The following is a 24,328-nucleotide window of genomic DNA, read 5'->3' as shown; positions in this document are numbered from 1 at the left end:
GGGTTAAGAACGATGATTGCGCTCCTCCATCGGCACATAGGGCTGATTGTGGGCACCCGTATAGATTTGGGTAGGACGGTAAATACGATTAGCTTCGAGTTGCTCCTTCCAGTGGGCTAGCCAACCGGCCACGCGGGCGATCGCAAACACAGGCGTAAACAAGTCACTAGGAATTCCCAACCGCCGATAGACAAGGCCAGAGTAAAAGTCCACATTGGGATAAATCCCCTTGTAGCTGAGGTATTCACCCACCACCTCTTCCAGTTTTAGGGCAATGTCATAGTAGCGATCGCCCCCAAACTTATCGAACAACTGCTCCGCCAACTTCTGCAAAATTGTGGCACGGGGATCTTTGACCTTGTAGACACGGTGACCAAACCCCGCAATTTTTATTTTATTCTGGATACATTTTTCTACATAGGGACGGACGTTCTCGACACTGCCGATTTCTGCGAGCATATTGATGACATCCTCATTGGCTCCTCCATGCAGCGGCCCTGCTAGGGTTCCCACCGCCGACGCAACGACAGCATAGGGATCCGTCAAGGTCGAAGCCGTCACCCGCGCCGAGAAAGTGGAGGCATTCATCGTGTGCTCGGCATGGAGAATCAAGCAGATATCAAACACCCGCGCCGCAAAGGGATCGGGACGCCGCTCATTAAGCATATAAAGAAAGTTGGCTGCGTAGTCCAGTTCATCACAGGGCATGACCGGATCATTGCCCTTGCGGATCAGTTGAAAGGCCGCCACCATTGTCGGAATTTTGGCCAAAAGACGGATGACGGCTGCCCGAATGTACTCTGGATCGTCCAGTGCCCGCCGCGAATAGAACAGTCCCAAGGCGCCCGCCGAGGCTTGCAGGGCATCCATGGGGTGGCCACTCTCCGGAAAACACTTCATCATGTCGCGAATACGATATTTAACGCGGCGGTGGTAGGTAATATCGTGCTCAAAGGCCGCCAACTCCTCCTTGCTCGGCCAGTAGCCCCAAATCAACAAAAAAGCGGTTTCTAAAAAGGTGCTTTTTTCTGCCAGTTCCTGAATGGGGACACCGCGATACTCAAGAATGCCAGCTTGGCCATCCACGTAACTGATGGCCGACTGAGCAACGGGAATACCGTCAAGACCGGGGCTAAATTCGCAAGCAACCATGCGTGGGTGTCCTCAAAGGGGCAAACTGAACTGGAATTGCAGTATCTATCAATTTTAGGGGAGAGGGGAAAGATGTTGGTATGTTAAGCTGCATTCCCACTTCCTTCAAGTTTTGCAACGTTTTGTCGGCTCCGGCAAACCGCCTCGCTACAATCGCGATCGGATAGCAGAATGCCTTTGCCCAAGGAGTTAACGCAATGAAACTTGCCTACTGGATGTATGCAGGGCCTGCCCATATTGGTACCCTGCGCATTGCCAGTTCCTTCAAAAATGTTCATGGCATTATGCACGCGCCCCTTGGGGATGATTACTTCAACGTCATGCGATCGATGCTCGAGCGTGAGCGAGACTTTACGCCTGTCACCGCCAGTATTGTCGATCGCCATGTCTTGGCACGCGGCTCCCAAGAAAAAGTGGTGGACAATATCACCCGCAAAGATATTGAAGAACACCCTGATCTAATTGTTCTCACCCCTACCTGTACCTCCAGCATTCTTCAGGAAGACTTACAAAACTTTGTGCAGCGAGCCAGCCTCAGCACCACTGCCGATGTCCTCTTGGCGGATGTCAATCACTATCGTGTCAATGAATTGCAAGCTGCTGATCGCACCCTTGAGCAAATTGTGCGGTTTTATATTGACAAAGCTCGCTGCCAAGGCACCCTCGTTACCAGCAAAACCCCCACCCCTAGCGTCAACATCCTCGGCATCACCACCCTTGGCTTCCACAACCAGCACGACTGCCGCGAGCTTAAAAAACTCATGGCCGACCTTGGTATTCAGGTAAATCTTGTCATTCCTGCGGGTGCCAGCGTCCACGACCTTGCCCGACTCCCCCAAGCATGGTTTAACCTTGTCCCCTATCGGGAAATTGGTGGCCTCACAGCCCAGTACCTAGAAAGCGAATTTGGGCAACCGAGCGTCTGCATAACGCCGATGGGCGTGGTGGAAACTGCCCGCTGTATTCGTGCTATTCAAGGGGTGCTCAATGCTCAGGGGGCAAATGTGGACTACGAAGCCTTTATTGAGCAGCAAACACGGGAAGTGTCCCAAGCCGCTTGGTTCTCCCGCTCCATTGACTGTCAAAACCTCACAGGTAAAAAAGCCGTTGTCTTTGGGGACAATACCCATGCAGCGGCGATGACAAAAATTCTCAGTCGGGAAATGGGCATCCACGTTGTTTGGGCAGGAACCTATTGCAAATACGATGCCGACTGGTTCCGCGCAGAGGTGGCAGACTTTTGTGACGAGGTACTAATTACCGATGACCACACAGTGGTGGCGAACGCGATCGCCCGTGTTGAACCCGCTGCCATCTTTGGCACGCAAATGGAGCGCCATGTGGGCAAACGCCTCAAGATTCCTTGTGGCGTGATTGCGGCTCCCATGCACATCCAAGACTTTCCCGTGGGCTATCGGCCGTTCTTGGGCTATGAGGGCACGAATCAACTGGTGGATTTAATCTACAACTCCTTCACCTTGGGTATGGAAGACCATCTGCTAGAGATTTTTGGTGGCCATGACACCAAAGAAGTGATTCACAAAGGACTTTCCGCCGACTCAGATTTGACATGGACAGCCGATGGGCTAGCGGAATTAAATAAGATTCCCGGCTTTGTGCGTGGCAAGGTGAAGCGCAACACCGAAAAATTTGCTCGCGAACAGGGAATTCACGAGATCACCGCAGAAGTCCTCTATGCCGCCAAAGAAGCCCTCGGGGCTTAAGTTTCACCCCTAGAACCTGCATGAACCTGATCGTTGCAGCGTATAATACCCAGCATTCAACAACCAATTTCTATGGTATTGCTGAAACGCATCCTTGCTCTTGGGTTGCTAGCAGCAGCAGTTGGTTTTGCGCCCAGTGCTCTTGCCCAGGGGGTACCCCGTTTACGCCAAGGCATGAGCTATACCGATGCCCGTCAACGTCTCATTGAGCGCGGTTGGCAACCCGTCGTCAATCCAGTAATGGCGAATCCGGCAACGACGACGCCAATTGTGGCCTATCTGCTCAGTCAAGGCTATAACGAACTAATGGGCTGTCAACTGGTGGGGGTGGAGGTTTGCACCTTTCAGTTTCGCAATCGCAAGGGGCATTTGCTGGAAATTGGGACGGTTCATATGCCCGTGATTCCCGCTGGTACGGTGACGAGTTGGGCACTGCGGAAGAATTCCCCCTAGGCCATTTTGCGTATAATGGAGAGCCGTAATCTTTTTTTGGGAACTGCAGTATGGTGTCTTCTCCGACTAAATCTGAAGCCCCTGTTCGTCATGATGTTAAAGATTTGAGCCTTGCGCCCTTGGGACAGCAGCGGATTGCGTGGGCTAGTCGGGAAATGCCTGTACTGCGGCAAATTCGCGATCGCTTTGAGAAAGAAAAGCCCCTAGAGGGGATTCGTCTAGCCGCCTGCTGCCATGTAACCACAGAAACAGCCAATCTGGCGATCGCCCTCAAAGCTGGTGGTGCAGATGCAGTTCTCATTGCCAGTAATCCCCTTTCTACCCAAGATGATGTGGCCGCTAGTCTAGTGGTGAACTATGGCATCCCGGTCTTTGCCCAAAAGGGAGAAGATACCGAGACCTACAGACGCCACGTTAATATCGCCCTTGATCACCGTCCCAATATCATCATTGATGACGGCTGTGATGTGGTTGCCACTTTGGTGAAAGAACGCCAGCACCAACTCAGCGACATCATTGGCACCACCGAAGAAACTACCACTGGCATTGTTCGCCTCAAAGCCATGTTCCGCGAGGGGGTTCTTACCTTCCCCGCCATTAACGTCAACGATGCTGACACCAAACACTTCTTTGACAATCGCTACGGCACCGGCCAATCCACCCTAGACGGCATCATTCGGGCAACGAACATTCTCCTTGCCGGCAAAACCATTGTGGTGGCTGGCTATGGCTGGTGCGGTAAAGGGACAGCCCTGCGGGCACGGGGCATGGGTGCCAATGTAATTGTCACCGAAATTAATCCTGTGCGAGCCATTGAAGCAGTCATGGATGGCTTCCGCGTTATGCCGATGCTCGAAGCCGCCCCCCTCGGCGATATTTTCATTACCGTGACGGGGAACAAGCACGTCATTCGGGCGGAGCACTTTGCCCTCATGAAAGATGGGGCAATCGTAGCCAATTCTGGTCACTTTGACATTGAAATTGACCTTGCCACCCTAAAGACCCTCGCCAAGGAAGTGCGGGTAGTGCGCAACTTCACCGAGGAATACATTCTCCCCAGTGGCAAATCCATCATTGTGTTGGGTGAAGGACGGCTAATTAACCTTGCAGCTGCTGAAGGCCACCCCGCCAGCGTCATGGATATGAGTTTTGCCAACCAAGCCCTGGGCTGTGAGTACCTTGTGAAACACAAAGGTCAGTTGGCTGCGGGGATTCACCCCATTCCCGCTGCTGTAGATCAGGAAATTGCCCGTTTGAAACTGCAAGCCATGGGCATTGCCATTGATATCCTTACGCCTGAACAGGTGGAGTACATGAACTCTTGGACCTCCGGCACCTAGGCCCGCTGCATCACTCCTCAAATCAGAGCAGAACCCAACCCAGCCCCTTCTTGAGCTAAATCAGGAAGGGGGAATATATGTTTAGGTATATGTATGTCGTACTCTTGACTCGCTTGGCGATAGTGGGCTGCCAGTTGCACTGGATCATCGGGCAAATGGGTGATGCTGACGTGGGCATACCCTTGGCGCTTGAGGGCAGCCAAAAGAGCGTAGGCATTGGAGATGCGCAGTTGATAGGGTTGGGGTACTGCGTCGGGGGGAATCAGCTCATTGCCGGTGGCAATAATTTGGGTGCGCGGGGTGCGACGGACAGAAACTTTGTCCTGCCCTACAGAGGCAAGAATTCCCCAAGCCGGACTATGCAGTGGAGCACCTGCCGCCAGTACCTGTTGACCGGCTGCGGCATCACTACCACAGCGATGGACGAATTGATAAGGTGACCATGGTTGGGAGTGGTGGATATAGGCAACGCCGTCCTGAATCTCCAGCGCCTCGTAGGGAATCACCAAATCACAGCCTTGGGGCAATGCCGCACCTGTCATCACTTCAAAACAGGCCTGTTCATCCGTCAATATTGGCGGCACTTCCCCAGCAGGAACCACCCCCAAAATTAGAAAGGCGCGCTGACCGGAGGCATAGGCTGCCCACTGGAGAGCAATGCCATCCATCATGATGCGGTCAATGGGGGGGTAAGGGCGATCGCTGGTAGTGGCTACCGCCAGTCTGCTGTACCGAGGATGGCTCAATGAAATCTTCTCTGTCCCCCAATTGGGCAGATGCTGCTGAATCAGGTGAACGGCAGTGTCAACGGAAATCATTATTTTCCCTAGGCAGGATTAACTACGAAATAGCCGGCAGTAGAGTGTTTCATGCTGCATACTGGCAAGGGCTAAGCCCAAGGTACAGCTTTCTAAGTTATTGGCAGTTACATTTAAGCTCTGCTGCACCGTCTCTTGGATATGGGGCTGAAGTTGACACAGGAGCACTTGACCTGCCGTTTGACCAAGGGGAATCAGTTTCACGGCTGCATTGATCAGCATACTAACCCAACTGTGGAGATAGCCTAAAAGGGCTGTTTCTAGGGGAATATCGGCAAGGGCAGCGGCAATGCAAAAGGCGACACTGACGTTCCACGGGTAGGGCTGACTCGTCTGCAGTTCTGGGGGGAGGCGATCAAGGGCAGCAACGAGGCTAATCAACGCCGTTCCCATTTGCCAATTTTGGGCACGCAGTTCAGCACTTTCGCGGGCAGCCGAGAGCCACGCATTCCACCGGTGAACAGCCTCAAAATCACCCTTGGCGATCGCCCGATAAACCCGCACCATCACGGCCGTCTCCAACTGGGCACTGCCAAAGGCCAATTCAAAGGCCAACCAGTCCTGTACCGCTGCTGCTGAAGTAATTTTGCCTTGGGCAATCAAGGTTTCCAAGCCCTCGGAGTAGTTAAAGCCACCAATGGGCAAAGCGGGACTCACCCACTGGAGTAGGGTTAATAGGGCGGCATCAGTGAGCATGGTAGGCACCGCGTTCAGGACAAAAGGGAGCCACTTCAAAGGTCACCTTCAAGCCGCGCTGTTCCAGCAGGGTTTGCAATACCGCATCCGCACCCAAGCGGAGATAATCGGTGTGAATTTCCAAGGGAACATGGCGATTTCCGAGATGGTAAGCCGCCTGTAGAAGGCCAAGGGGAGTGGCGGCCATCACCTTTAGCGTCGGTTCGGCTTTAGCCTGAACCATGACCATCACGGTGCCTTCCTCGTTCTGAAGGCGATCGCCCGGCTGTAGGGTGATGCCACGGGGCAACTTCAAATAGAGGGATTCTCCCTCATCACTGTGGCAATGGAGACGACTGCGGCAGCGTTCCTCTGCAGTCAATGAGAGGTGAAACTGACGGGCATTTTCCAAAATTGTGGAGCAAAGTTGCGTCAGTGTAAGCATTAGACAAGCGTTAATTGGACAATTTTATCAAAGCGGAATGTTTTCACCAGTTGCTGAAGCCCCTCAATCAAGGCCGCTTCCTCAGGGGGGATTTCAGCAATCAGTTCGCGAATGCGCTTAGCATTGAGCTTTTTGGCGGCCTCTTGAAGTTCAGCAATCCAAGGGCGCGGCATCACCATTAGGGCGTCTGGATTCAGCACCTGCGGACGAGGGGAAACTGGGGAGGGCGGAGCATCCTCGTAGGCATACTCTAGGTTTAACTGGGCGGCCAGTCGTTCAAAAATCGTTTGCGGACGGAAGGGCTTGGCAATGTAGTCATCACAACCAAGGTTGAGGAGTTCTAGCTTGTCCTGCTCAAAGCTACTGGCGGTCACCGCAAGAATTTTGGGGGGACAAACCGCTTCGCCGCGTCGCAGGCGATCGCCCATTTCTTTTTTGATCTGTCGCGTTGCCGTTTTGCCATCCATCACGGGCATGCGAATATCCATGAGAATGGCATGGGGTTGCCATTCTCGCCAGATCTCCACTGCCTCTTGACCATTGCTGGCTTCTCGACAGCGAAAGCCCACGGGTTCTAGGAGCTGAGTCAGGAGTTGGCGGTTTTCGGGAAGATCATCCACCACCAGAATGCGGACTTCTGAGGTGGGCGATCGCAGGCCCACAACAGTTTGTACCCTTTCCTCCCGAAGCTCTTGGGGATCCCCAAGGCCAATGGTGATCTCAAAGTAAAAGTGACTTCCCTGCCCCTTGATGCTCTGTACCTGAATATCGCCCCCCATTAATTGCACAAACTGGCGACTAATGGCCAACCCCAGACCGGTGCCTTCGCTGACTTTTTTACTACTATCGGTTTGCACAAAGGGCTGAAAGAGCATTTTCAACTCCTGTGGCGTCATGCCAATACCCGTATCGCTGACTTCAAAGGCCAGTCGCGGCGGTTCTTGGGCTTTATAGCTGACCTTAAGGGAGACGCTCCCCTTTTGCGTGAATTTAATGCCATTGCCCAAGAGGTTTACTAGCACTTGGCGCAGCTTCATTTCATCGGTGGTAACGGCCACCGGCAGATTGGCAGGCAAATCAAAGACCAGACGCAAGCCCTTGGCTTCAGCTCGCACCTTGAGCATTTCTTCGAGGGTTTGCAGCATGCGCCGCAGATCAAAAGTGGTTTCCTGAAGTGTGATGCGCCCAGCTTCAATTTTGGCCATGTCAAGGACATCGTTAATCAAACCCAAAAGGTGTTCACCGCTGCGGTTAATCTTTTCAAGAGTTTGCCGATGCTGCGGTGCAAGGGTGCGATCGCTGAGCAAAATTTGACTAAAGCCAAGAATGGCATTGAGGGGGGTGCGCAGCTCATGGCTCATATTGGCAAGGAAAATACTTTTGGCTTTGTTAGCGGCTTCTGCGGCTTCCTTGGCCTTGATTAGCTCCCGCTCTGCTTGATGGCGTTGATGGGCCGCAAGGGCAATTGTGACGATATCCGCCACATTGGAGACAAAACTGCGTTCCTCCACCAGCCAAACCCGATGCTCGCCAATACTCTCAACACAGATCACCCCCAATAATTGGCCGTTGAAGATGATCGGCGCATCAATGCGGGAATACACCCGCTGGAGTTTGGCATACTCCCGCAGTTCGTGGGTGCGGGGATCCGTGAGTAAATCATTGACCACAAGGGGTTCCCCCGTACGCAGTCGTTTCAGGTACTCCGGATAGGGGGGCTGGGTGAGGTACGTGGGCTGGACAGGGTTATTGGCAGCAGGGTCATACTGCACAACACACTTGAGGCGATCGCCCAAGAGTTCCCACGCTGAAGCCCGCTGCACACGTAGGGTTGTTGCTGTTACTTGAATAATCTCCTGCAACGCCATGCGAAAGTGCCCCTGCTGCACATGGGGAGATTGGCTTAGTTGCACCAAGGCTACATTGTGGTCATGGAGTACCCGTTCTTTTTCGAGCAGTTGTTGATTGGCGGCCTCAAGGGCCGCAGTACGGTGCGTCACTTCCTCTTCGAGGCGTTGATTAAAGCGATGGAGTTCAGCAAAACTCTCTTGGAGCTGGCCCGCCATATTGAGAAAGGTTCGTCCCAAGTTCCCCACTTCATCTTGGCTGTGGGTGTCCACATCCCCTTCAATGGCTAGGTCACCCGCTGCAATTTTGTGGGCTGCCGCATCCAACTTTTGAATTGGGCGCACCATGTAGCCTGTGACTCCCCAAGTCACCAGACTAATCAGACAGAAAGAGACCACGAGAACGAGCAGTCCCGCCCGCGTTTCTTCGTGGATAAAGGCCAAAAGGGTAGCTTCATTCAGGCGAATCGCCAGACTCCAGCCGGTTTGGGAAATCGGGGTGTAAAAGACCCATTGCCGCTCCTGAGAAGTCCAATCCGTCATCCAACGATGCCCCCTTTGGCCGCTGATCATGGCTTTGCCTAGGGCCTCCAGATCACGGCGATTTTCTTCCTTGGCAATGTAGAAAATGGACTGGCCAATAAACTGAGGATCGCCGTGAAAGATAATCCGTCCCTTGCGATCCAAAACAAAAAATTGCTCCTCCTTCAGACCTTGGTGGATATCGATTTGTCTTTGCAGTGTCTCCAGCGCCACATCCACGGTGGCCACCCCCCGCACTTTCCCCTGACGGTGAAAGGGAACGGAATACGTAACCATCCAGACATCCCCTGCCCCCTCATCAAAGTAGGGGTCACTCCAGCGGGGTTGGCCAGTGCGGATCGTCTCACTATACCAGTCCCATCTGGGTTGCGTGTAGTCGTAGAGGCGACCTGTGTCTTTTTGGACGAATGTGCCGTTGTTTTTATAAACGTAGGGGGCAAAGAGCCGTTTGCGGGGGGAAAAGCTGTAGGGGGTAAAGGCGATCGCCACCCCATAGGCCAGATTATTCATTTCCACATTGCGGCGCAGAAATGAATACAGTTGCTGCTCACTGGCCATCGGGAAAGTCTCTAGGGCATGGGCACTGGCGGTTGCCAGCTCTGCCATCTGCTCTAGGTTGTCATCAAATTGAGTTGCATAGAGGAACACCATGGCCTGCTGCCACTCTTGATAGTCAGCGGTACTGCGGCGAATCACCCGCCCGCGAATGTAGAAAAACAGGCCTGTGTAGATGACAACAATTGGTAGGAGCGTCCCCAGCAAGAGCTTATGGCGAAAGGATAGCTTGCTCAGCATGGCGATCGCCCTCCGTAGGCTTTAGGCGGCCTAAAAAGGCCAATCTTCCCTCTAGGAAAGGGGACTCAGCACTTTGCTGTCGCTGTCAGTGGCCACTTCACCCACCACTTCCGGAGTATTGGCTTCCGAAGGCGGCACCACCTGCCAGAAGAGGGGTAAATAGCGCTCCCACTGCTCCAGAATCATTGCGGCCTTGGCACTCCCTGTGCGCTCGTGGTGAGCTGTAATGAGTTGCTTCAGCTGAGCCGCTCCAACCGCAGAGGTGACCCGCTGCAGTTTCACAATTTCGGGATTCACCTTGGCGGGGAAGTTACCAGCTTCATCCAAGATGTAGGCCAAGCCACCGGTCATCCCGGCACCCACATTGCGACCCGTGGTGCCCAAGACCACGACCACTCCACCCGTCATGTATTCGCAGCAGTGATCCCCTGTGCCTTCAACAACGGCAAAAGCCTTGGAGTTGCGGACGGCAAATCGCTCACCCGCTCGGCCATTGGCAAAGAGGAACCCACCCGTGGCGCCATAGAGACAGGTGTTGCCGATAATCACATTGTCCGCCGCTGCATAGGGGGCATTGGCAGGGGGTTTGATAATGATTTCACCACCGTGCATGCCTTTGCCAACATAGTCATTGGCTTCGCCTGTGAGGTTGAGGATCATCCCCGGCAGGTTGAAGGCGCCAAAGCTCTGGCCAGCACTGCCTTGGAAGTTGAGGGTGATCTGACCTTCAAAACCGGTGTTGCCATACTTTTTGGCAATGGCACCGGCAATGCGTGCCCCGACGGTGCGATCGGTGTTGACAATGGGCAGCTCTAGTTCAACGGTTTGCTGCTTCTCAATGGCAGCTTGCACCTCTGGGCGTGCCAAAATTTCATCGTCCAGAACGGCTCCGTTACTGTGAACGGTTTCGTGCTGCAACCACTGGCGATCGCTGCGCGTATCCGGCAACTTGGTTAGGCAATCCAGATTGAGGGGGGCAGTTTTCGTCAGGCTGACATCCTGCCGCGGCACCAGCAGATCCGCGCGGCCAATAATCTCATTGAGGCTGCGGTAGCCCAGTTTGGCGAGAATGGAGCGCACCTCCTCAGCAATAAAGAGGAAGAAGTTCACCACATGCTCAGGGATACCGGGGAAACGCTGACGCAGTTCCTCTTTTTGGGTGGCCACACCCACCGGGCAGTTGTTGGTGTGGCAAATGCGCGCCATGATGCAGCCCTCGGCAATCATGGCCACTGAGCCAAAGCCAAATTCCTCGGCGCCCATTAGTGCCCCCATGACCACATCCCAGCCACACTTGAGGCCCCCATCTACGCGCAGAATCACGCGATCGCGCAGTTGATTTTCCAAGAGCACACGGTGAACCTCCGTCAACCCCAACTCCCACGGGCTGCCAGCATGCTTAATCGAACTCAGGGGTGAAGCACCGGTGCCCCCATCATGACCAGAAATTTGAATCACATCCGCATTGGCTTTGGCCACCCCAGCGGCAATCGTACCGATGCCAATTTCTGCCACCAGTTTCACAGAGACTTGGGCTTGGGGATTGATCTGGTGCAGGTCAAAGATGAGTTGTGCCAAATCCTCAATGGAATAGATGTCGTGGTGGGGCGGCGGGGAAATGAGCGACACCCCCGGCTTAGAGCGCCGCAGCATGGCAATGTAGGGGCTGACTTTCGTGCCTGGCAGTTGACCGCCTTCCCCCGGTTTGGCGCCTTGGGCAATCTTGATTTCAATTTGCTGGGCATTAATTAAATACTCAGGGGTCACCCCAAAGCGACCGGAGGCCACCTGCTTGATGGCTGAACTGGCGGTGTCGCCGTTGCGCAAGCCCCGCAGATGGGGAAATTGGGGAGAGCGTCCCTCGGCATCCACATCCGTGAGCACTTGGAAGCGAATCGGATCTTCGCCCCCCTCGCCGGAGTTGGATTTGGCACCAAGACGGTTCATGGCGATCGCCAGCACTTCATGGGCTTCCCGCGAAAGGGCACCCAAGGACATGCCGCCGGTACAGAAGCGTTTGACAATTTCACTGGCAGGCTCCACCTCCTCAATGGGAATACTGGGGCGATCGCTCTTAAACTCCAATAAATCCCGCAGTGCCGTGGGCACGCGCTGCCGTAACTGGCGACGATAGACTTCGTAGTGGTCGTAGCTGTTGCTGCTGACCGCCTTGTGGAGGGCTTTGGCCATCTCTGGATTGTTCATGTGATACTCGCCACCAGGGCGAAATTGGATGAAGCCAAAGTTCTCCAGTTTCTTGGCGGTGAGTTCGGGGAAGGCCTTTTGATGAAAAGCAATTGTTTCTTGGGCAAGATCCTTGAGGGTCAGGCCGCCCACCCGCGATGTGGTGCCGATGAAGGCCTTGTTGAGCAAATCATCGCCAATGCCAATGGCCTCAAAAATTTGGGCGCCGCGATAGCTGGCAATCAAGGAAATCCCCATCTTGGAGAGGATTTTCAAAAGTCCGTCTTCTACGGCTTTGCGGTAGTTGGCCTGCACCTGTTGCAGAGTGAGTTGTGGGAGTTTCCCCTTGGCCATCAGGCTCTGGGTGCGATCGCTATGCCACCACTGACGAATGGTTTCCCATGTTAAGTATGGACACACTGCCCCAGCGCCATAGCCAATCAGGCAGGCAAAGTGATGGGTACTCCAGCATTGGGCGGTTTCCACCACAAGGGAGACGCGACGGCGAATGCCCTGGGCAATCAAATGGTGGTGAACTGCGCCTACTGCCAATAGGGGCGGGATATAGGAGGTGTCAGCATCAAGAAAATGAAGTTCCCCCGCCAGATCATGGCGATCGCTGAGCACGAGGATTTCCGCACCGCCTTTGACAGCGGCAGCAGCCTGTTCACAAAGGCGATTCACAGCGGCCTCCAACCCCGCCGGGCCTTCTGCAATAGCAAACTGTGTGGAAAGGCGGGTCGTGCCAAAGGGCGCTCTGAGAATTTCCTCTAGCTCTGCCTCATTGATCAGGGGAGAGTTCAGCTGCAACAGGCGCGCATCCTCAGGACGCTCAATAAGCAAGTTGCCCCGCTTACCAAGGCGAGTGACCAGTGACATGACGAGTTTTTCCCGCAGGGGATCAATGGCGGGATTGGTCACTTGCGCAAAGCGCTGCTTGAAGTAGTCGTAGAGGAGGTGGGGCTGACTGGAAAGAACAGCCAAGGGAATATCATCCCCCATACAGAAGGTGGGTTCCTTGCCGTCCTTGGCCATGGCCTCAATGATCATCTCCACGTCTTCAGCGCTAAAGCCAAAGGCCATCTGCTGTTGGAGGCAAGTCTGGCTTTCGAGGGTAAGGGTTTCGCCGTAGGGTTGGGGCGTAAGTTCTTGGCGATAGGTTTTCAGCCATTCCCCGTAGGGCTGCTGTTGCGCTACCCGCTGTTTGATATGCCAGTTGGTCAGGAGTTCTTGGTGCTCCAAGTCAACAGCAATCATCTGGCCGGGGCCTAAACGACCTTTTTCAATCACCGTGGCTTCATCAATTTGAATACTGCCGGCCTCGGAAGAGACAATCACCAGATCATCCCTTGTAAGGGTATAGCGAGCGGGGCGAAGCCCGTTGCGATCAAGGGTAGCGCCAACAATTTTGCCATCGGAAAAGGCCACCAAGGCAGGACCATCCCAAGCCTCCTGCAGACCGCTGTAGTATTCGTAGAAGTCCACCACCTCTGGATGATCCGCCAAATCCGGCTGGTTTTGATAGGCTTCGGGAATCAGCATCATCATGGCCTGTAGCGGGTGCCGTCCCGATTGCACCAGCAGTTCAAGGACGCTGTCCAAATTGGCAGAGTCACTGTTTTCAGCATCAACGATGGGCATGAGATCCGCTAGGCTGTCACCCCAGTAGGGATGGCTCAGTTGGGCTGCCCGTGCCCGCATCCAGTTGATATTTCCCAAGAGGGTATTGATTTCGCCGTTGTGCCCCAGCATGCGCATCGGTTGCGCCAAGGGCCACTTGGGCATGGTGTTGGTGCTAAAGCGACGGTGGTAGAGGGCAAAGGGGGTGACGTAGTTGGGATTGCGCAGATCGTCGTAAAACTGAGCTAACACCACCGATCGCACCATGCCCTTGTAGACAATCGTGCGGGTGGAAAAAGAACAGATGTAGAATTCTTGGCGCCAATCCGCTTTGGTTTGGGCGATCGCCCGCTCAATGCGCTTGCGGGTCAAGTAGAGCTGCCGCTCCAATTCATCACCACTGGCTTTGCTCGAAGCCACAAAAAGCTGCTCAATCTGCGGCTGGTTTTGTCTTGCCTGTACTCCCAAGACACTTGGATTGACGGGCACGGCTCGCCATCCCAACAGGCGCAGCTCATTATCACTGAGAACTTTTTCAACAATGGCTTTGGCCGCTGCTGTGGCCGCCCCCCGGGGCAAAAAGATCATCCCCACCCCAATCCGCTGCCGCGGAATGCCAAACTCCGGCAACAACTCCCAAGGAATCGCTGTCATGATGCCAGCCCCATCCCCAGAGTCGCGATCAGCACTACAGCCCCCGCGGTGTTCAAGGCAAGTCAATCCCTCCAAGGCTTGGGTCAAGATGCGGTGACTAGCCACGCCTTTACGATGGGCCACAAAGCCCACACCACAGGCATCCCGCTCAGCCACAAGCCAAGGCTGTCCAAGGTAACCAACTTGACGCACGGGGGAAGAAAAGGCGGATTGTTGCATGGGTCTAAAGACACTTAATCAACTGAGGGCTTAAAACGTTGTCTTGGCAACAGCAACCCGCTCCAGTGACTGAAAAACGCCGCGACTCTGAGCTGGGAGCCAAGGCGACAGTATAGAGATTGGGAAGTGCTGGCAGTGAATCAACGTATAGGGTCTCTCGCTATTATAGAGGCTTTCCCTCGCATCCAGAAACGCTAACCCCAGAGATTGTTAAGGTTTGCTCATTCTTGAGAGAGGGGAGGCGCCTAAGCGCAATCTCAGCTTGGCGAGACAGCATGAATCACTTGATACTCCTCTGGCCGTAGCACTGTGTCGTAAAGACCAACGCTTTCACCTTCATGACGGTTAATTCCCATGTAAGCTAGGCTAGGATCCTCGTAGCGCTTGAACTTGTACACGGCGTCGTTCATCAAGGCACTATTGAAAACCCCTAGGCTGACGAGTAGCTCAAAATCTTGCTGGGTAATGCCGGTTACACGCTTAAACAACTCTGGTTCGAGTTGGGTAATCACATCGCGCAGTGTGCGCTCCCGGTAATCGGTGAGATAGAGAAAGATGGGGATGCGCGTGGCAAACTTGATGAGTTTTTCCTGAATTTCCTTGCGCTTGCTTTTGAATTCTCTTTCTTCTTCGGTGAGTTGCCGCTTCTCCTTACGGGAGAGTTCGCGGTCGTTGGCTTCGCGCTTGGCCTTTTTGACCGCCTCAGATTTGTTGATGATGGTCTCGATGTCTTGGTTCAGATTGCGGAAGCCTTCGATGTTCATCAGCGCCCGCATCGCCTGCTCATTGGCCATCAATCGCCGCAGGGTATCGTTATCCACATTGACCAGCAGGGCGCTCTCCCAGCGCCGCGCCAGCAGGGTGGCAGTGGTGCCGCTCATGGCCATCTCCAGCACACCGGCGGCATCAATTTGGCGCATCGAACTGCCATCGTAGGCCAGCACCGGCAAGAAACGGATGAATTCTTCAACCTTCTTCTCCGGATCGTCTTCGTTGACGTTGAGGCGGGTGCTGTAATCGGCAATCTGGCGCAGGGCACGGTCAGGGGCAAAGTCAAAGACGTAGCACTCCGGCTTGAGAATCAGTTCCTCGTTGGGGGAGCAGCCGTCGGGGTTGGTGAGTGTCCAAGGGCTTTGCACACGGAAGGCGGCCTGAAAATAGGTTTCGGGGCTAGACGTATTGCGCAGCATGAAAATTCCCGACCAAGGGCGCACGGTAACGCCGGTGGTCAGTTTGCCGCAGGTGAGGGTGATGGTCTTTGTTTTCAGGGGATTGCCCATTGCCTCCAGTACAGGCGGCAGGGCTTTGGGGCCGATGCCGGCCGACGCACCGGCGGCGACAATCACCGTGTAGTGGTGATAGAACTTGTTCTGCCCCTTCGCCAGCAGGTTGCGCATGGCGTAACAGGCGGCCACGCTGGGCAGAAACCACAAGGTGTGCGAAAGCACCGCAAGCAGACGCACATCCGAAAACGGCAGGGGCGGACGGCGATCGCGCCCCAGTTTTAGATCGTCAAGGCTAGCTGGAAGATAAGCGCCGCGAATTAAATCCAGCCACTTTTGCACCTCGTTCTCGTATTTGAATTTTGCCTTGTCCCCGACGCCCTCAGCGGAAAAGAACACATTGAGGTCGAACTCGTTGAACTCGCCTTGCAGGGCTACCTGTCGAATGTCTTCGGGCAACTGGTAGGTCATTAGCACCATGCGCGGCAGGGCGGCGTAGGGGTTAAGCCCTTTTGTATCGTCCCATTCGGCTTTGGCGCGCTGCTCGTCGGAGTAGGTCCAGTTGTAGATCTGCTCCTCGATGAACTCACCGCTGGCAATGGCGCGGAAGGGCGTGCCGGAAAGATATAGGTAGTGGTCTGAGGTGATGGGCAGGATCTCTTCGTCGAAGTAGTCCATGGCCTCGCCTTCGGCGGCTCGACGCTCTCTATCGTCCTCAAAAAGGTCTTTGGCCTTCTCGCGCCAGGCGCCGTAGTGGTATTCGTCGAAGATGACGCAATCCCAGTGGGTGGCGTGCACCCATTCATTCTTGGTCTTGATACCGCCGGTGGAGGGATTGCGGCCCAGGTAGTCCTGAAACGAGCCGAAGCAGACGATGGGCTTGGTTTTGTCCGCCGTCTGCCAGGTGACGGGGCCGCCGGGCTTGATGAACTGCCAGCCCTCAAAATCTACATGCGTGCGCAGGTCTTCTTCCCAAGCGCTCTGTACCGCTGGCTTAAACGTAAGCACTAGCACCTTGCGCCAGTTCATGCGCTTGGCCAATTGATAGGCAGCAAAGGTCTTGCCAAAGCGCATCTTGCAGTTCCACAAAAAGTGCGGCGGCTTGCCGTTTTCGCGGCGATAGCTCTGGAAGTAGGTCATGGTCTTCTGGATGGCGGCTTCCTGCTCGGGACGCAAGCCAAAATCCTGACTGCGCTGTTCTTCCAGCAGTTGCCCCGTGCGCACGGCGTTGATCGCCGCCTTGACCTGCTCCACCGTGCAGCGGAACCACTCGCCGCCTGCCTGCTTGATACCGTTGATGCGCAGCATGCGGTGCACATCGTGGTCTGTAAAGGTCGTGCCATCGTTGCAGATGGCGTCTTCCTCCAGCACAATGCGGTAGGGCAGCGGGCCGGGGCGCAACGTCGGATACTGCGCCGCTACTCGCTCTTGCACACTCTTGGTGGTGTAGCCCACCTTGAGCAAGCCCTTGTACTGCGGATGCGTGTCTTCGTAGGCGTAGATTTTGGGCGTGACCTTGGGGCGACGGGGGAAGAAGTCGTTTGTCATGTGCCTTTCTTTCCTATGCTTGTGGCATTAAAAAGCTTTATCATTCCTTCCTTATACCTGTTGTCACATCAGACCCCTGTCGTCATTTCGAGCGAATGTTGTCATTTTGAGCGAAGCGAGAAATCTTCAGTCAGGTTTAAGATTTCTCCTCGCTAGCGCTCGTCGAAATGACATCCTCGCTAGCGCTCGTCGAAATGACATCCCATTCCAAACTCAAGTCTTTCCATTCAGGATTCATGGTCATAACCAATCTATTCTTTTTCTCACGCCGCCACTTTTTGATTTCCTTTTCTCTAGCAATAGCAGCGCGGACATCCGTCACATGCTCGTAATACACCAGCTTGTTTACGTTGTACTTTTTAGTGAAGCCATCCACCAATTTGTTCTTGTGTTCATACATCCTGCGTTCAAGATTGTTGGTCATACCAACATACATGACCTTGTTGTTCCAATTAGTAAGAATGTAAACGTAGAAGTTGCGTTCTTTCATAGGGTTTCTCCTTCGCCGCAAAGCGGCTTGACCGTGTCATTTTGAGCGGCGCAGCCGTGACTGTCATTTCGAGCGAAGCGAGAAATCTTGCGCCTTGGGGACAGGATTTCTCACCTGCTCCGCAGGCTCGAAATGACGGACGGGCCACTGTCATTGCGAGCGGCGAAGCCACCACTGTCATTGCGAGCGGCGAAGCCGCGAGAAACCTTACGCCTTGGGGACAGGATTTCTCGCCTGCTCCGCAGGCTCGAAATGACGGACGGGCGAAATGCCAGGGATGGTTTAGGCGCGGTGGAAAGAACTCACTCATCGTCGGAATCTCCGTTGGGTTCGTATTCGGCGTCGGGTTCGGCAGCCGCGCCGTTGTCCATCGGGCGGATTTTTGACTCGATGAAAGCAATCTCTTCTGGCGATAAACCGTAGCGTTCATAGAGCTTCTCATCAGTCCATCGAGTATTCATGTTTAGGATTGGTACAAAGGCATAACTATCCTTCGTAATGTGATGAGAATACATGAATTGAGACACCAGAAAACGGAAAAACCTAGTTTTCATATACGCCACAAGATTTGAAGCCTCTTGCATAGAGTCGTAGGCTCCGATTACGAGATAAGTTTCAGTACAGATAGAGCCGGGCGGCAAAATGTCTATCTTTGAAAAGACCCGACGCCTGCCATCCGTTCCAGGATTACCGGCATGATCATAGCCAACGTACGATGTGATTACCTTCCACTTGTCAATCATTTCAACACCAACAGTAATATCTTTTCTCCGATAGGGGCCTTCACCGTTCTGCCAGCGCAGGATGAGGTCGCCGGATGGTTGCGGTCTAACAAAAGTTCGCAAACCAAAGGGCTTTGATGCAGACACCTGCTCGCTCATGCTCCGTTCTTTTCTCGCTAGCACCTTGCGCACGATGGACACCGCTTGGCTGTGGCGAATAAAAGTTGGAAACTCGTCCAGCTTCCGCTCTGTGTTAACGCTTTGTCCTTTACTGACATTGGTCACCTCACACAACCCGCGCCGATCGCGTTCCCAAAGGAAATAGCACACACCGCCCGCAATATCCACACCGGGAAAGACCTCGGAGGCATCTTCAAAATCCACCAGCTTACGAAGGCGGTCATCTCCCAGCATTTCTTTTCTGAAACTATCGAGACCTTTGCCTCCACCGAACCATCGTGACGGGATAATCATGACCAAGTATCGCGGATTGAGTTTCTTGGCTTGTTGTACAAATCGGTTGTAGATGGGCGTGGCGCTTTTACCGAATCCCCCATCACTTAGCTGATACGGCGGATTGCCGATGATGACGTCGAATTTCACAGATTTCTCCTCACTTCGTTCGTCGAAATGACATTGCTCACTTGGTTTGTCGAAAAGACAAAGAGGGTTGTCAGTATGGATGAACTCGTAGGCGTGGGTTTCCAGTTCTGGGCCGCGGTCGTAGTTGGCTTGGCTAGCCCCGCAAAATACGCAACGCCCGTCTTTCCAACTATGCTCGATGCGGCGGTAGCGGATATTGCCCTCGGGCGTGTCAAACGCCGTGCAGATGGAGTACTGGCCGTTGGCAGTCTTGGAACAATACAGCGAGCGGCGGGACATCAGCGCGGTGAGTTCGGTGATAGCGATGCCAAAGAGTTGCCGTGTCATGATATGGTTGATGCGTTCCTGCCGGTCGGGAATTTGATTTTCTAACCCTTTGTTGAGACGGCGGGCGATTTCGCGCAAAAAGACGCCCGATTTGCAGCACGGGTCGAGGAAGCGGGCATTCGGGTCGCGCCACAGGTCGGCGGGCAGCAGGTCGAGCATCTGGTTGGCCAGCGCCGGCGGGGTAAAGACCTCGTCGCTGGAGAGGTTGGCTAGGCAGGAGAGCACATCAGGGTTGTAGTTTGGGGTCAGCATGGGTTATTTTCCCAACAAGAAGGCTCTGGTCAAATATTCGGGCGGGATGTTCTGTTCCTGCGGCAGGTAAATGGAGACTTGAATCTCCATTTTGGAAAAATAACGGCACATCAGCGGTCCCATCTCCTTCCAATCCAAACCGCCTAATCCGCAGCCCAGCGCGGGAACGGCGAGAGATTGAATCCCTTCGGTTTGATAGTTTGCCAACAGCCACCGTAAGCCTTTTTCAATTCCAGCAGGGTCGGAGGCTTCCTTCCAGTGATTTTTGGTCGGGAAGAGCAAAAACCATTTGTTGGCGTTCAGGTTGGGCAGGCTGAAGGGCTCATCGGCAAGGTCGCTGTCCAGCGAGGCTTCGCGCTTGTACAGGTAGGGCTTGCCCATCGCCAGCCGTTTATCGCGGCACACGTCCTGATAGACCACATACATATCGGGGAACTGATATTTGGCGCGCGAAGCCAATCCCTTGCCCATCACGCCTACTGTGTTGACGCTAACTGTTATAGTTTGCATTTGGGAGAAAAATATATCACCGTCTATCCAAAACAGCCTGTCGGTGATTGCGCCACGACGGCGCGGCTGGAAGAACATGTGCGGTTCAACAACCACTTCGACCGGAAACGGCAATCCGCTCAACAGGGGGCGGACTCGTTCCGCCACAGCTTGGCTGGCGACATAGACGGAATGAATCGCGGCGGGCGGCACGCTGTTCGGGATGAGACATTCCGCCATAATTTTGCGCTTGCTGCCGTCTTCGGTCTTCCACCAGTCGCTGTTGAGGATGTTCCAATACTCGCCGCTGATAGCTTTCAGCCCGGTTTTTACGTCCGTCAGCATTGTGAGCGAGTGCGCCGCGTTGCCCAAAGCGATGAACGCGCCTTTGAAATCTAAAACCTGCGGCTTAATTCCCAAAATCACCACGTCTTTTTTATCGGTTTCGCTCAACGCTTTGTAAAGCATGGGGTTGCGCGGCTGAAAATACAGATTGGCATATCCCCACAGGCTTTTTTTGTCGGGAGTCAGGCGGGTTTCGCGGTTAGCGACAATCTCCGCGTTATAAATGGGTGTGAATTGGATGCCGCGCTCCGTGACCTGCTGGTGGGAAAGAATTCCGTGTTGAAAGAAAGACGGGAGATTGTTGATGTGCGTGATGTAGAAGAGACTCTTAACGATGCGCCTAGACCTGCTCATCTTCTCCAATCTCCAGAAAATGCACCGGTGGGTATTCCTTGATAGGTTCGGGGATAAAGACCTCCTCGCCCAAATCCGAAAACAGGGGCAGTTCGCGCATGGACGCCTGCTGCACCATCTCGTGGAAAGCAAAGTCACGCCGTTTGAGCAAGCTGCCATTCACCAGCGACCACTCAGGGAAGACAATCGGCTGCGGATGTTCGCCGACGGTCTGGAGCGAGAGCGCGTCGCCGTGGACGATGTTGTGGCTGAGGATATAGCGCACCGTGGCGCGGCAGGCGGCTTTGGCTTTGTCACCAAAGAGGGCGGTGTACGCCTCATCGAACATCTCGTAAAGCCGCCGGCGGCATTCTTCGGCATTATCGGCCAAGATGTCAATGCCGTAGAGCGAAGAGACAGCCAGCACGGCATAGCGCTCATAGTCCGGTTGGTGTTTGGCGTAGCGCCTCTTTACCACCTCCAACTTGCGCCGCAAGACTTCGGTGAGAAAATTCCCCGTGCCGCAGGCGGGTTCCAGAAACCGCGAATCAATCCGCTCGGTTTCCTGTTGAACTAAATCAAGCATTGCCGTCACGATGTGGGGGGGAGTCAGCACTTCCCCATAGTCGGCAACGCGCTGTTTGGATTTGATGTGGGGGTCTAGGGGCATTGTTGGGTGTTTCCTGGGGGCTTGAGGGAGAGTTTCACAAAACTCATTATCCCCTTGCCGATGAGTCTTGTCTCACTTATTCGCCGTTGTTCGCCGTTGGCAGTCAGGGCTGGCCGCTTCTCCCCTGTCCTGGGGTCGTTACTGCGCTGACTGTCAGCATACTACAAAAGTAGTTGTCAATTTTTTTGGTAAACAAGAGTCCCTGTGACGCAGGGGGCAAGAGGGAGCAGCTAGGCTGGCATGGTATCATAAAGGCTTCAAGCTAAACGACAAAATTGTCAAATTCATTCGTTGGTTAAGGCCTGTCCATGAGCTTTGCTGCTGAGTCTTTTCGGATCATTCCCACGGAGCTGCGGGAGGAAGTTTCGCGCTCATACCTTGAATATGCCATGAGCGTCATTGTCGGGCGTGCCCTTCCCGATGCCCGCGATGGTCTCAAACCCGTGCACCGCCGGATTCTCTATGCCATGTACGAGTTGGGGCTGACCAGCGATCGCCCCTTCCGCAAATGTGCCCGCGTGGTGGGCGAAGTCCTAGGGAAATACCACCCCCACGGCGATGCGGCGGTCTATGATGCCCTTGTGCGCATGGCGCAGGACTTTTCGATGCGGCACCCCCTGATTGAAGGCCATGGCAACTTTGGCTCCATTGACAACGATCCGCCGGCAGCGATGCGCTACACCGAGTGTCGGCTGCAAGCTCTGGCCACAGAGGCCCTGTTGCAGGACATTGAGCAGGAAACCGTTGACTTTGTGGATAACTTTGACGGCTCACAGCAGGAACCCTTAGTTTTACCGGCACGGATTCCCCAGTTACTGCTCAATGGCACCTCTGGGATTGCCGTGGGGATGGCTACAAATATCCCGCCCCATAACTTGGGGGAACTGGTGGATGGGCTGGTGGCCCTCATCCATAACCCCCAGATTAGCGATCGCGAGCTAATGCGCTATATTCCAGGGCCCGATTTCCCCACAGGAGGGCACATCCTTGGCCAAGGGGGGATTGAAGAGGCCTACACCAGCGGGCGTGGCTCAATTACGCTGCGGGCAGTGGCCACCATTGAAACCCTTGAAGCGCCGGGTCGCCAACCGCGCGAGGCCATTGTCATTACCGAGTTACCCTACCAAACCAACAAAGCGGCTCTCATGGAGAAAATTGCCGAGTTGGTCAACGAGAAAAAAATTGAGGGCATTGCCGACCTGCGGGATGAAAGCGATCGCGAGGGAATTCGGGTGGTGATTGAACTCAAGCGGGATGCCTACCCGCGGGTGGTGCTCAACAATCTCTACAAGCAAACCCCCCTCCAGGTGAATTTTGGGGCTAACATGCTGGCGATCGTCAACGGCAAGCCGCAACTCCTGACCCTCAAGCGCAGTTTAGAAATCTTCCTCAGTTTTCGGGAAGAGGCGATCGCCCGCCGTACCCGCTATGCCCTGCGCAAAGCCGAAGAACGGGAGCACCTGCTTCAGGGGCTGCTGGTGGCCCTGGCCCACCTAGAGGCAGTCATTCAACTCATCCGCAGCGCCAGTGACACAACCCTTGCCCGCCAGCAATTGATGCAGACCTATGCCCTCAGCGAAGCCCAAGCCGATGCCATTTTACAGATGCAACTGCGCCGCCTCACTGCCCTAGAGGCGGAAAAAATTGAGCGGGAGCATGCCGAGCTACAGCGGCAAATTGCGGACTATCGCGATATTTTGGCCAATCGGCAGCGGGTACTGGCGATGATTGAAAAGGAAGTCACAGAACTCAAGGCCAAGTTTGCCACCCCCCGGCGATCGCGCATTGTGCAGGCGGAAGGGGAAATTAGCGACACCGATCTCATTGCCAATAACAAATCCGTGATTCTTGTCACGCAGCAGGGCTACATCAAGCGAATGCCCGTAGATACCTTTGAAGCCCAAAGTCGCGATGGGCGGGGGCGCAAAGGCGCAGAGATTAAAGAAGATGATGCCGTTGAGCATTTCTTTAGCTGCAATGATCACGATCGCATTCTCTTCTTTAGCGATCGCGGGTTAGTCTATGCCTTGTTTGCCTACCAAATCCCCACTGGCTCGCGCCAGGCACGGGGCACCCCCATTGTTCAACTGCTGCCCATCCCCCGCGAGGAAAAAATTACTTCCGTCATTGCCGTTCAAGAATTTAGTGAAGATGAGTATCTGGTGATGCTCACCCGCAAGGGCTTTATTAAAAAGACCGCCCTGTCGGCCTTTAGTAATATCCGCACCAATGGCCTGATTGCCATTTCCCTGGAAGAGGGGGATCAACTGCGCTGGGTGCGGCGTACCCGCGAAGAGGATACGATTATCATCGGCTCGCGGCAGGGCATGGCCATTCATTTTCGCGCCAGTCACGATCAACTGCGCCCCCTGGGACGGGCAACCCGCGGTGTCAAGGCCATGAATCTGCGGCCGGGGGATGAACTGGTGGGCATGGATATCCTGCCGGGGGCGATCGCTAACCGCTTTGCCTCTCTCTCTGAAGAGGATCACCCTGAGGAAACAGTCACCCAAAGTGAAGGCCCTTGGGTACTGGTAATCACCACCAATGGCTACGGCAAGCGGGTGCCCGTGCACCAGTTTCGGCTGCAAAACCGTGCTGGCATGGGCATTACCGCCACCAAATTCAAAGCCAAAGGCAATCCCGATCAACTGGCCACCCTGCGGATTGTCAATGCCGAGGACGAATTGATGATTGTGACCAGTCGCGGTATTGTTATTCGCCAAAAAGTCATGGATATTTCCTCCCAGTCGCGATCGGCCACGGGCGTCCGTCTGCAACGCCTCGATGAGGACGATGTGATTGTCACAGCAGCCATCTTGCCTCCCGGCAGCATGGAGGCAGAGGAGGATTGAAG

15 protein-coding genes are annotated in these 24,328 nt (G+C 54.4%); 4 read left to right on the top strand and 11 right to left on the bottom strand.

Annotated features, from left to right (window positions below; translation table 11 throughout):
* Positions 1-3: 3 nt before the first annotated feature.
* Positions 4-1,152, bottom strand: coding sequence for a citrate synthase (locus ACK4HN_RS09230; protein ID WP_409869572.1), 1,149 nt, complete (start codon positions 1,150-1,152; stop codon positions 4-6).
* Between the two features lie 197 nt (positions 1,153-1,349).
* On the opposite strand from ACK4HN_RS09230, the gene bchB reads away from it, so the two are divergent.
* The 3 genes from bchB (at position 1,350) to ahcY (ending at position 4,669) form a co-directional block, all read left to right on the top strand.
* Positions 1,350-2,876 carry a ferredoxin:protochlorophyllide reductase (ATP-dependent) subunit B gene (gene bchB / locus ACK4HN_RS09225; protein ID WP_409869574.1) on the top strand — a complete coding sequence of 509 codons (1,527 nt, stop codon included), beginning with the start codon at positions 1,350-1,352 and terminating at the stop codon, positions 2,874-2,876.
* Positions 2,877-2,948: 72 nt separating this feature from the next.
* Positions 2,949-3,329, top strand: a complete 381-nt coding sequence (locus tag ACK4HN_RS09220; RefSeq protein ID WP_409869576.1) for a hypothetical protein — start codon at positions 2,949-2,951, stop codon at positions 3,327-3,329.
* A gap of 50 nt (positions 3,330-3,379) precedes the next feature.
* A complete protein-coding gene (gene ahcY, locus ACK4HN_RS09215) occupies positions 3,380-4,669 on the top strand; it encodes an adenosylhomocysteinase (protein WP_409869578.1) in 1,290 nt (429 codons plus the stop codon).
* 17 nt (positions 4,670-4,686) lie between these two features.
* On the opposite strand, the gene ACK4HN_RS09210 is transcribed toward ahcY, so the two are convergent.
* The 10 genes from ACK4HN_RS09210 to ACK4HN_RS09165 form a co-directional block, all read right to left on the bottom strand.
* Positions 4,687-5,487 carry a molybdopterin molybdotransferase MoeA gene (locus ACK4HN_RS09210; protein WP_409869580.1) on the bottom strand — a complete coding sequence of 267 codons (801 nt, stop codon included), beginning with the start codon at positions 5,485-5,487 and terminating at the stop codon, positions 4,687-4,689.
* A gap of 18 nt (positions 5,488-5,505) precedes the next feature.
* Complete coding sequence (locus tag ACK4HN_RS09205; protein ID WP_409869581.1) at positions 5,506-6,183, bottom strand: urease accessory protein UreF; 678 nt, start codon at positions 6,181-6,183, stop codon at positions 5,506-5,508.
* Positions 6,173-6,607, bottom strand: a complete 435-nt coding sequence (gene ureE, locus ACK4HN_RS09200) for an urease accessory protein UreE (protein ID WP_409869583.1) — start codon at positions 6,605-6,607, stop codon at positions 6,173-6,175. Before ureE ends, ACK4HN_RS09205 begins: the two co-directional genes overlap by 11 nt.
* Positions 6,607-9,792, bottom strand: a complete 3,186-nt coding sequence (locus tag ACK4HN_RS09195) for an ATP-binding protein (RefSeq protein ID WP_409869585.1) — start codon at positions 9,790-9,792, stop codon at positions 6,607-6,609. Before ACK4HN_RS09195 ends, ureE begins: the two co-directional genes overlap by 1 nt.
* Before the next feature lie 51 nt (positions 9,793-9,843).
* On the bottom strand, positions 9,844-14,469 hold the full coding sequence (locus ACK4HN_RS09190; protein ID WP_409869587.1) for a glutamate synthase-related protein: 4,626 nt from the start codon (positions 14,467-14,469) through the stop codon (positions 9,844-9,846).
* Between the two features lie 257 nt (positions 14,470-14,726).
* Complete coding sequence (locus tag ACK4HN_RS09185) at positions 14,727-17,240, bottom strand: GIY-YIG nuclease family protein (RefSeq protein WP_409877554.1); 2,514 nt, start codon at positions 17,238-17,240, stop codon at positions 14,727-14,729.
* A 136-nt stretch (positions 17,241-17,376) separates the two neighbouring features.
* Entirely contained in the window at positions 17,377-17,730 is a 354-nt protein-coding gene (locus ACK4HN_RS09180; protein WP_409877553.1) for a GIY-YIG nuclease family protein, read from the bottom strand.
* Positions 17,731-18,032: 302 nt separating this feature from the next.
* Positions 18,033-19,634 (bottom strand): Eco57I restriction-modification methylase domain-containing protein, encoded by a 1,602-nt coding sequence (locus ACK4HN_RS09175; protein ID WP_409877552.1) that lies wholly within the window; start codon positions 19,632-19,634, stop codon positions 18,033-18,035.
* A 3-nt stretch (positions 19,635-19,637) separates the two neighbouring features.
* The gene (locus tag ACK4HN_RS09170; protein ID WP_409877551.1) at positions 19,638-20,822 is read right to left on the bottom strand and encodes a DarT ssDNA thymidine ADP-ribosyltransferase family protein; all 1,185 of its coding nucleotides are present in this window, start codon (positions 20,820-20,822) and stop codon (positions 19,638-19,640) included.
* Complete coding sequence (locus tag ACK4HN_RS09165) at positions 20,809-21,471, bottom strand: SAM-dependent DNA methyltransferase (protein WP_409877549.1); 663 nt, start codon at positions 21,469-21,471, stop codon at positions 20,809-20,811. Before ACK4HN_RS09165 ends, ACK4HN_RS09170 begins: the two co-directional genes overlap by 14 nt.
* A 308-nt stretch (positions 21,472-21,779) precedes the next feature.
* Between ACK4HN_RS09165 and gyrA the strand changes: the two genes are divergently transcribed.
* On the top strand, positions 21,780-24,326 hold the full coding sequence (gene gyrA / locus ACK4HN_RS09160) for a DNA gyrase subunit A (protein ID WP_409877548.1): 2,547 nt from the start codon (positions 21,780-21,782) through the stop codon (positions 24,324-24,326).
* The last annotated feature ends 2 nt before the right edge of the window (positions 24,327-24,328 follow it).

Origin of the sequence: Thermosynechococcus sp. (genome assembly GCF_046299655.1) — a bacterium.
Classification (GTDB): domain Bacteria; phylum Cyanobacteriota; class Cyanobacteriia; order Thermosynechococcales; family Thermosynechococcaceae; genus Thermosynechococcus.
Note: the sequence above shows the minus strand (reverse complement) of the source record. Positions and strands in the feature narration are given on the sequence as shown.

Coding starts and splice junctions, on each gene's coding strand:
- ACK4HN_RS09230 (WP_409869572.1), bottom strand. CDS start 1,152: ATGGTTGCTTGCGAATTTAGCCCCGGTCTTGACGGTATTCCCGTTGCT.
- bchB (WP_409869574.1), top strand. CDS start 1,350: ATGAAACTTGCCTACTGGATGTATGCAGGGCCTGCCCATATTGGTACC.
- ACK4HN_RS09220 (WP_409869576.1), top strand. CDS start 2,949: ATGGTATTGCTGAAACGCATCCTTGCTCTTGGGTTGCTAGCAGCAGCA.
- ahcY (WP_409869578.1), top strand. CDS start 3,380: ATGGTGTCTTCTCCGACTAAATCTGAAGCCCCTGTTCGTCATGATGTT.
- ACK4HN_RS09210 (WP_409869580.1), bottom strand. CDS start 5,487: ATGATTTCCGTTGACACTGCCGTTCACCTGATTCAGCAGCATCTGCCC.
- ACK4HN_RS09205 (WP_409869581.1), bottom strand. CDS start 6,183: ATGCTCACTGATGCCGCCCTATTAACCCTACTCCAGTGGGTGAGTCCC.
- ureE (WP_409869583.1), bottom strand. CDS start 6,607: ATGCTTACACTGACGCAACTTTGCTCCACAATTTTGGAAAATGCCCGT.
- ACK4HN_RS09195 (WP_409869585.1), bottom strand. CDS start 9,792: ATGCTGAGCAAGCTATCCTTTCGCCATAAGCTCTTGCTGGGGACGCTC.
- ACK4HN_RS09190 (WP_409869587.1), bottom strand. CDS start 14,469: ATGCAACAATCCGCCTTTTCTTCCCCCGTGCGTCAAGTTGGTTACCTT.
- ACK4HN_RS09185 (WP_409877554.1), bottom strand. CDS start 17,240: ATGACAAACGACTTCTTCCCCCGTCGCCCCAAGGTCACGCCCAAAATC.
- ACK4HN_RS09180 (WP_409877553.1), bottom strand. CDS start 17,730: ATGAAAGAACGCAACTTCTACGTTTACATTCTTACTAATTGGAACAAC.
- ACK4HN_RS09175 (WP_409877552.1), bottom strand. CDS start 19,634: ATGCTGACCCCAAACTACAACCCTGATGTGCTCTCCTGCCTAGCCAAC.
- ACK4HN_RS09170 (WP_409877551.1), bottom strand. CDS start 20,822: ATGAGCAGGTCTAGGCGCATCGTTAAGAGTCTCTTCTACATCACGCAC.
- ACK4HN_RS09165 (WP_409877549.1), bottom strand. CDS start 21,471: ATGCCCCTAGACCCCCACATCAAATCCAAACAGCGCGTTGCCGACTAT.
- gyrA (WP_409877548.1), top strand. CDS start 21,780: ATGAGCTTTGCTGCTGAGTCTTTTCGGATCATTCCCACGGAGCTGCGG.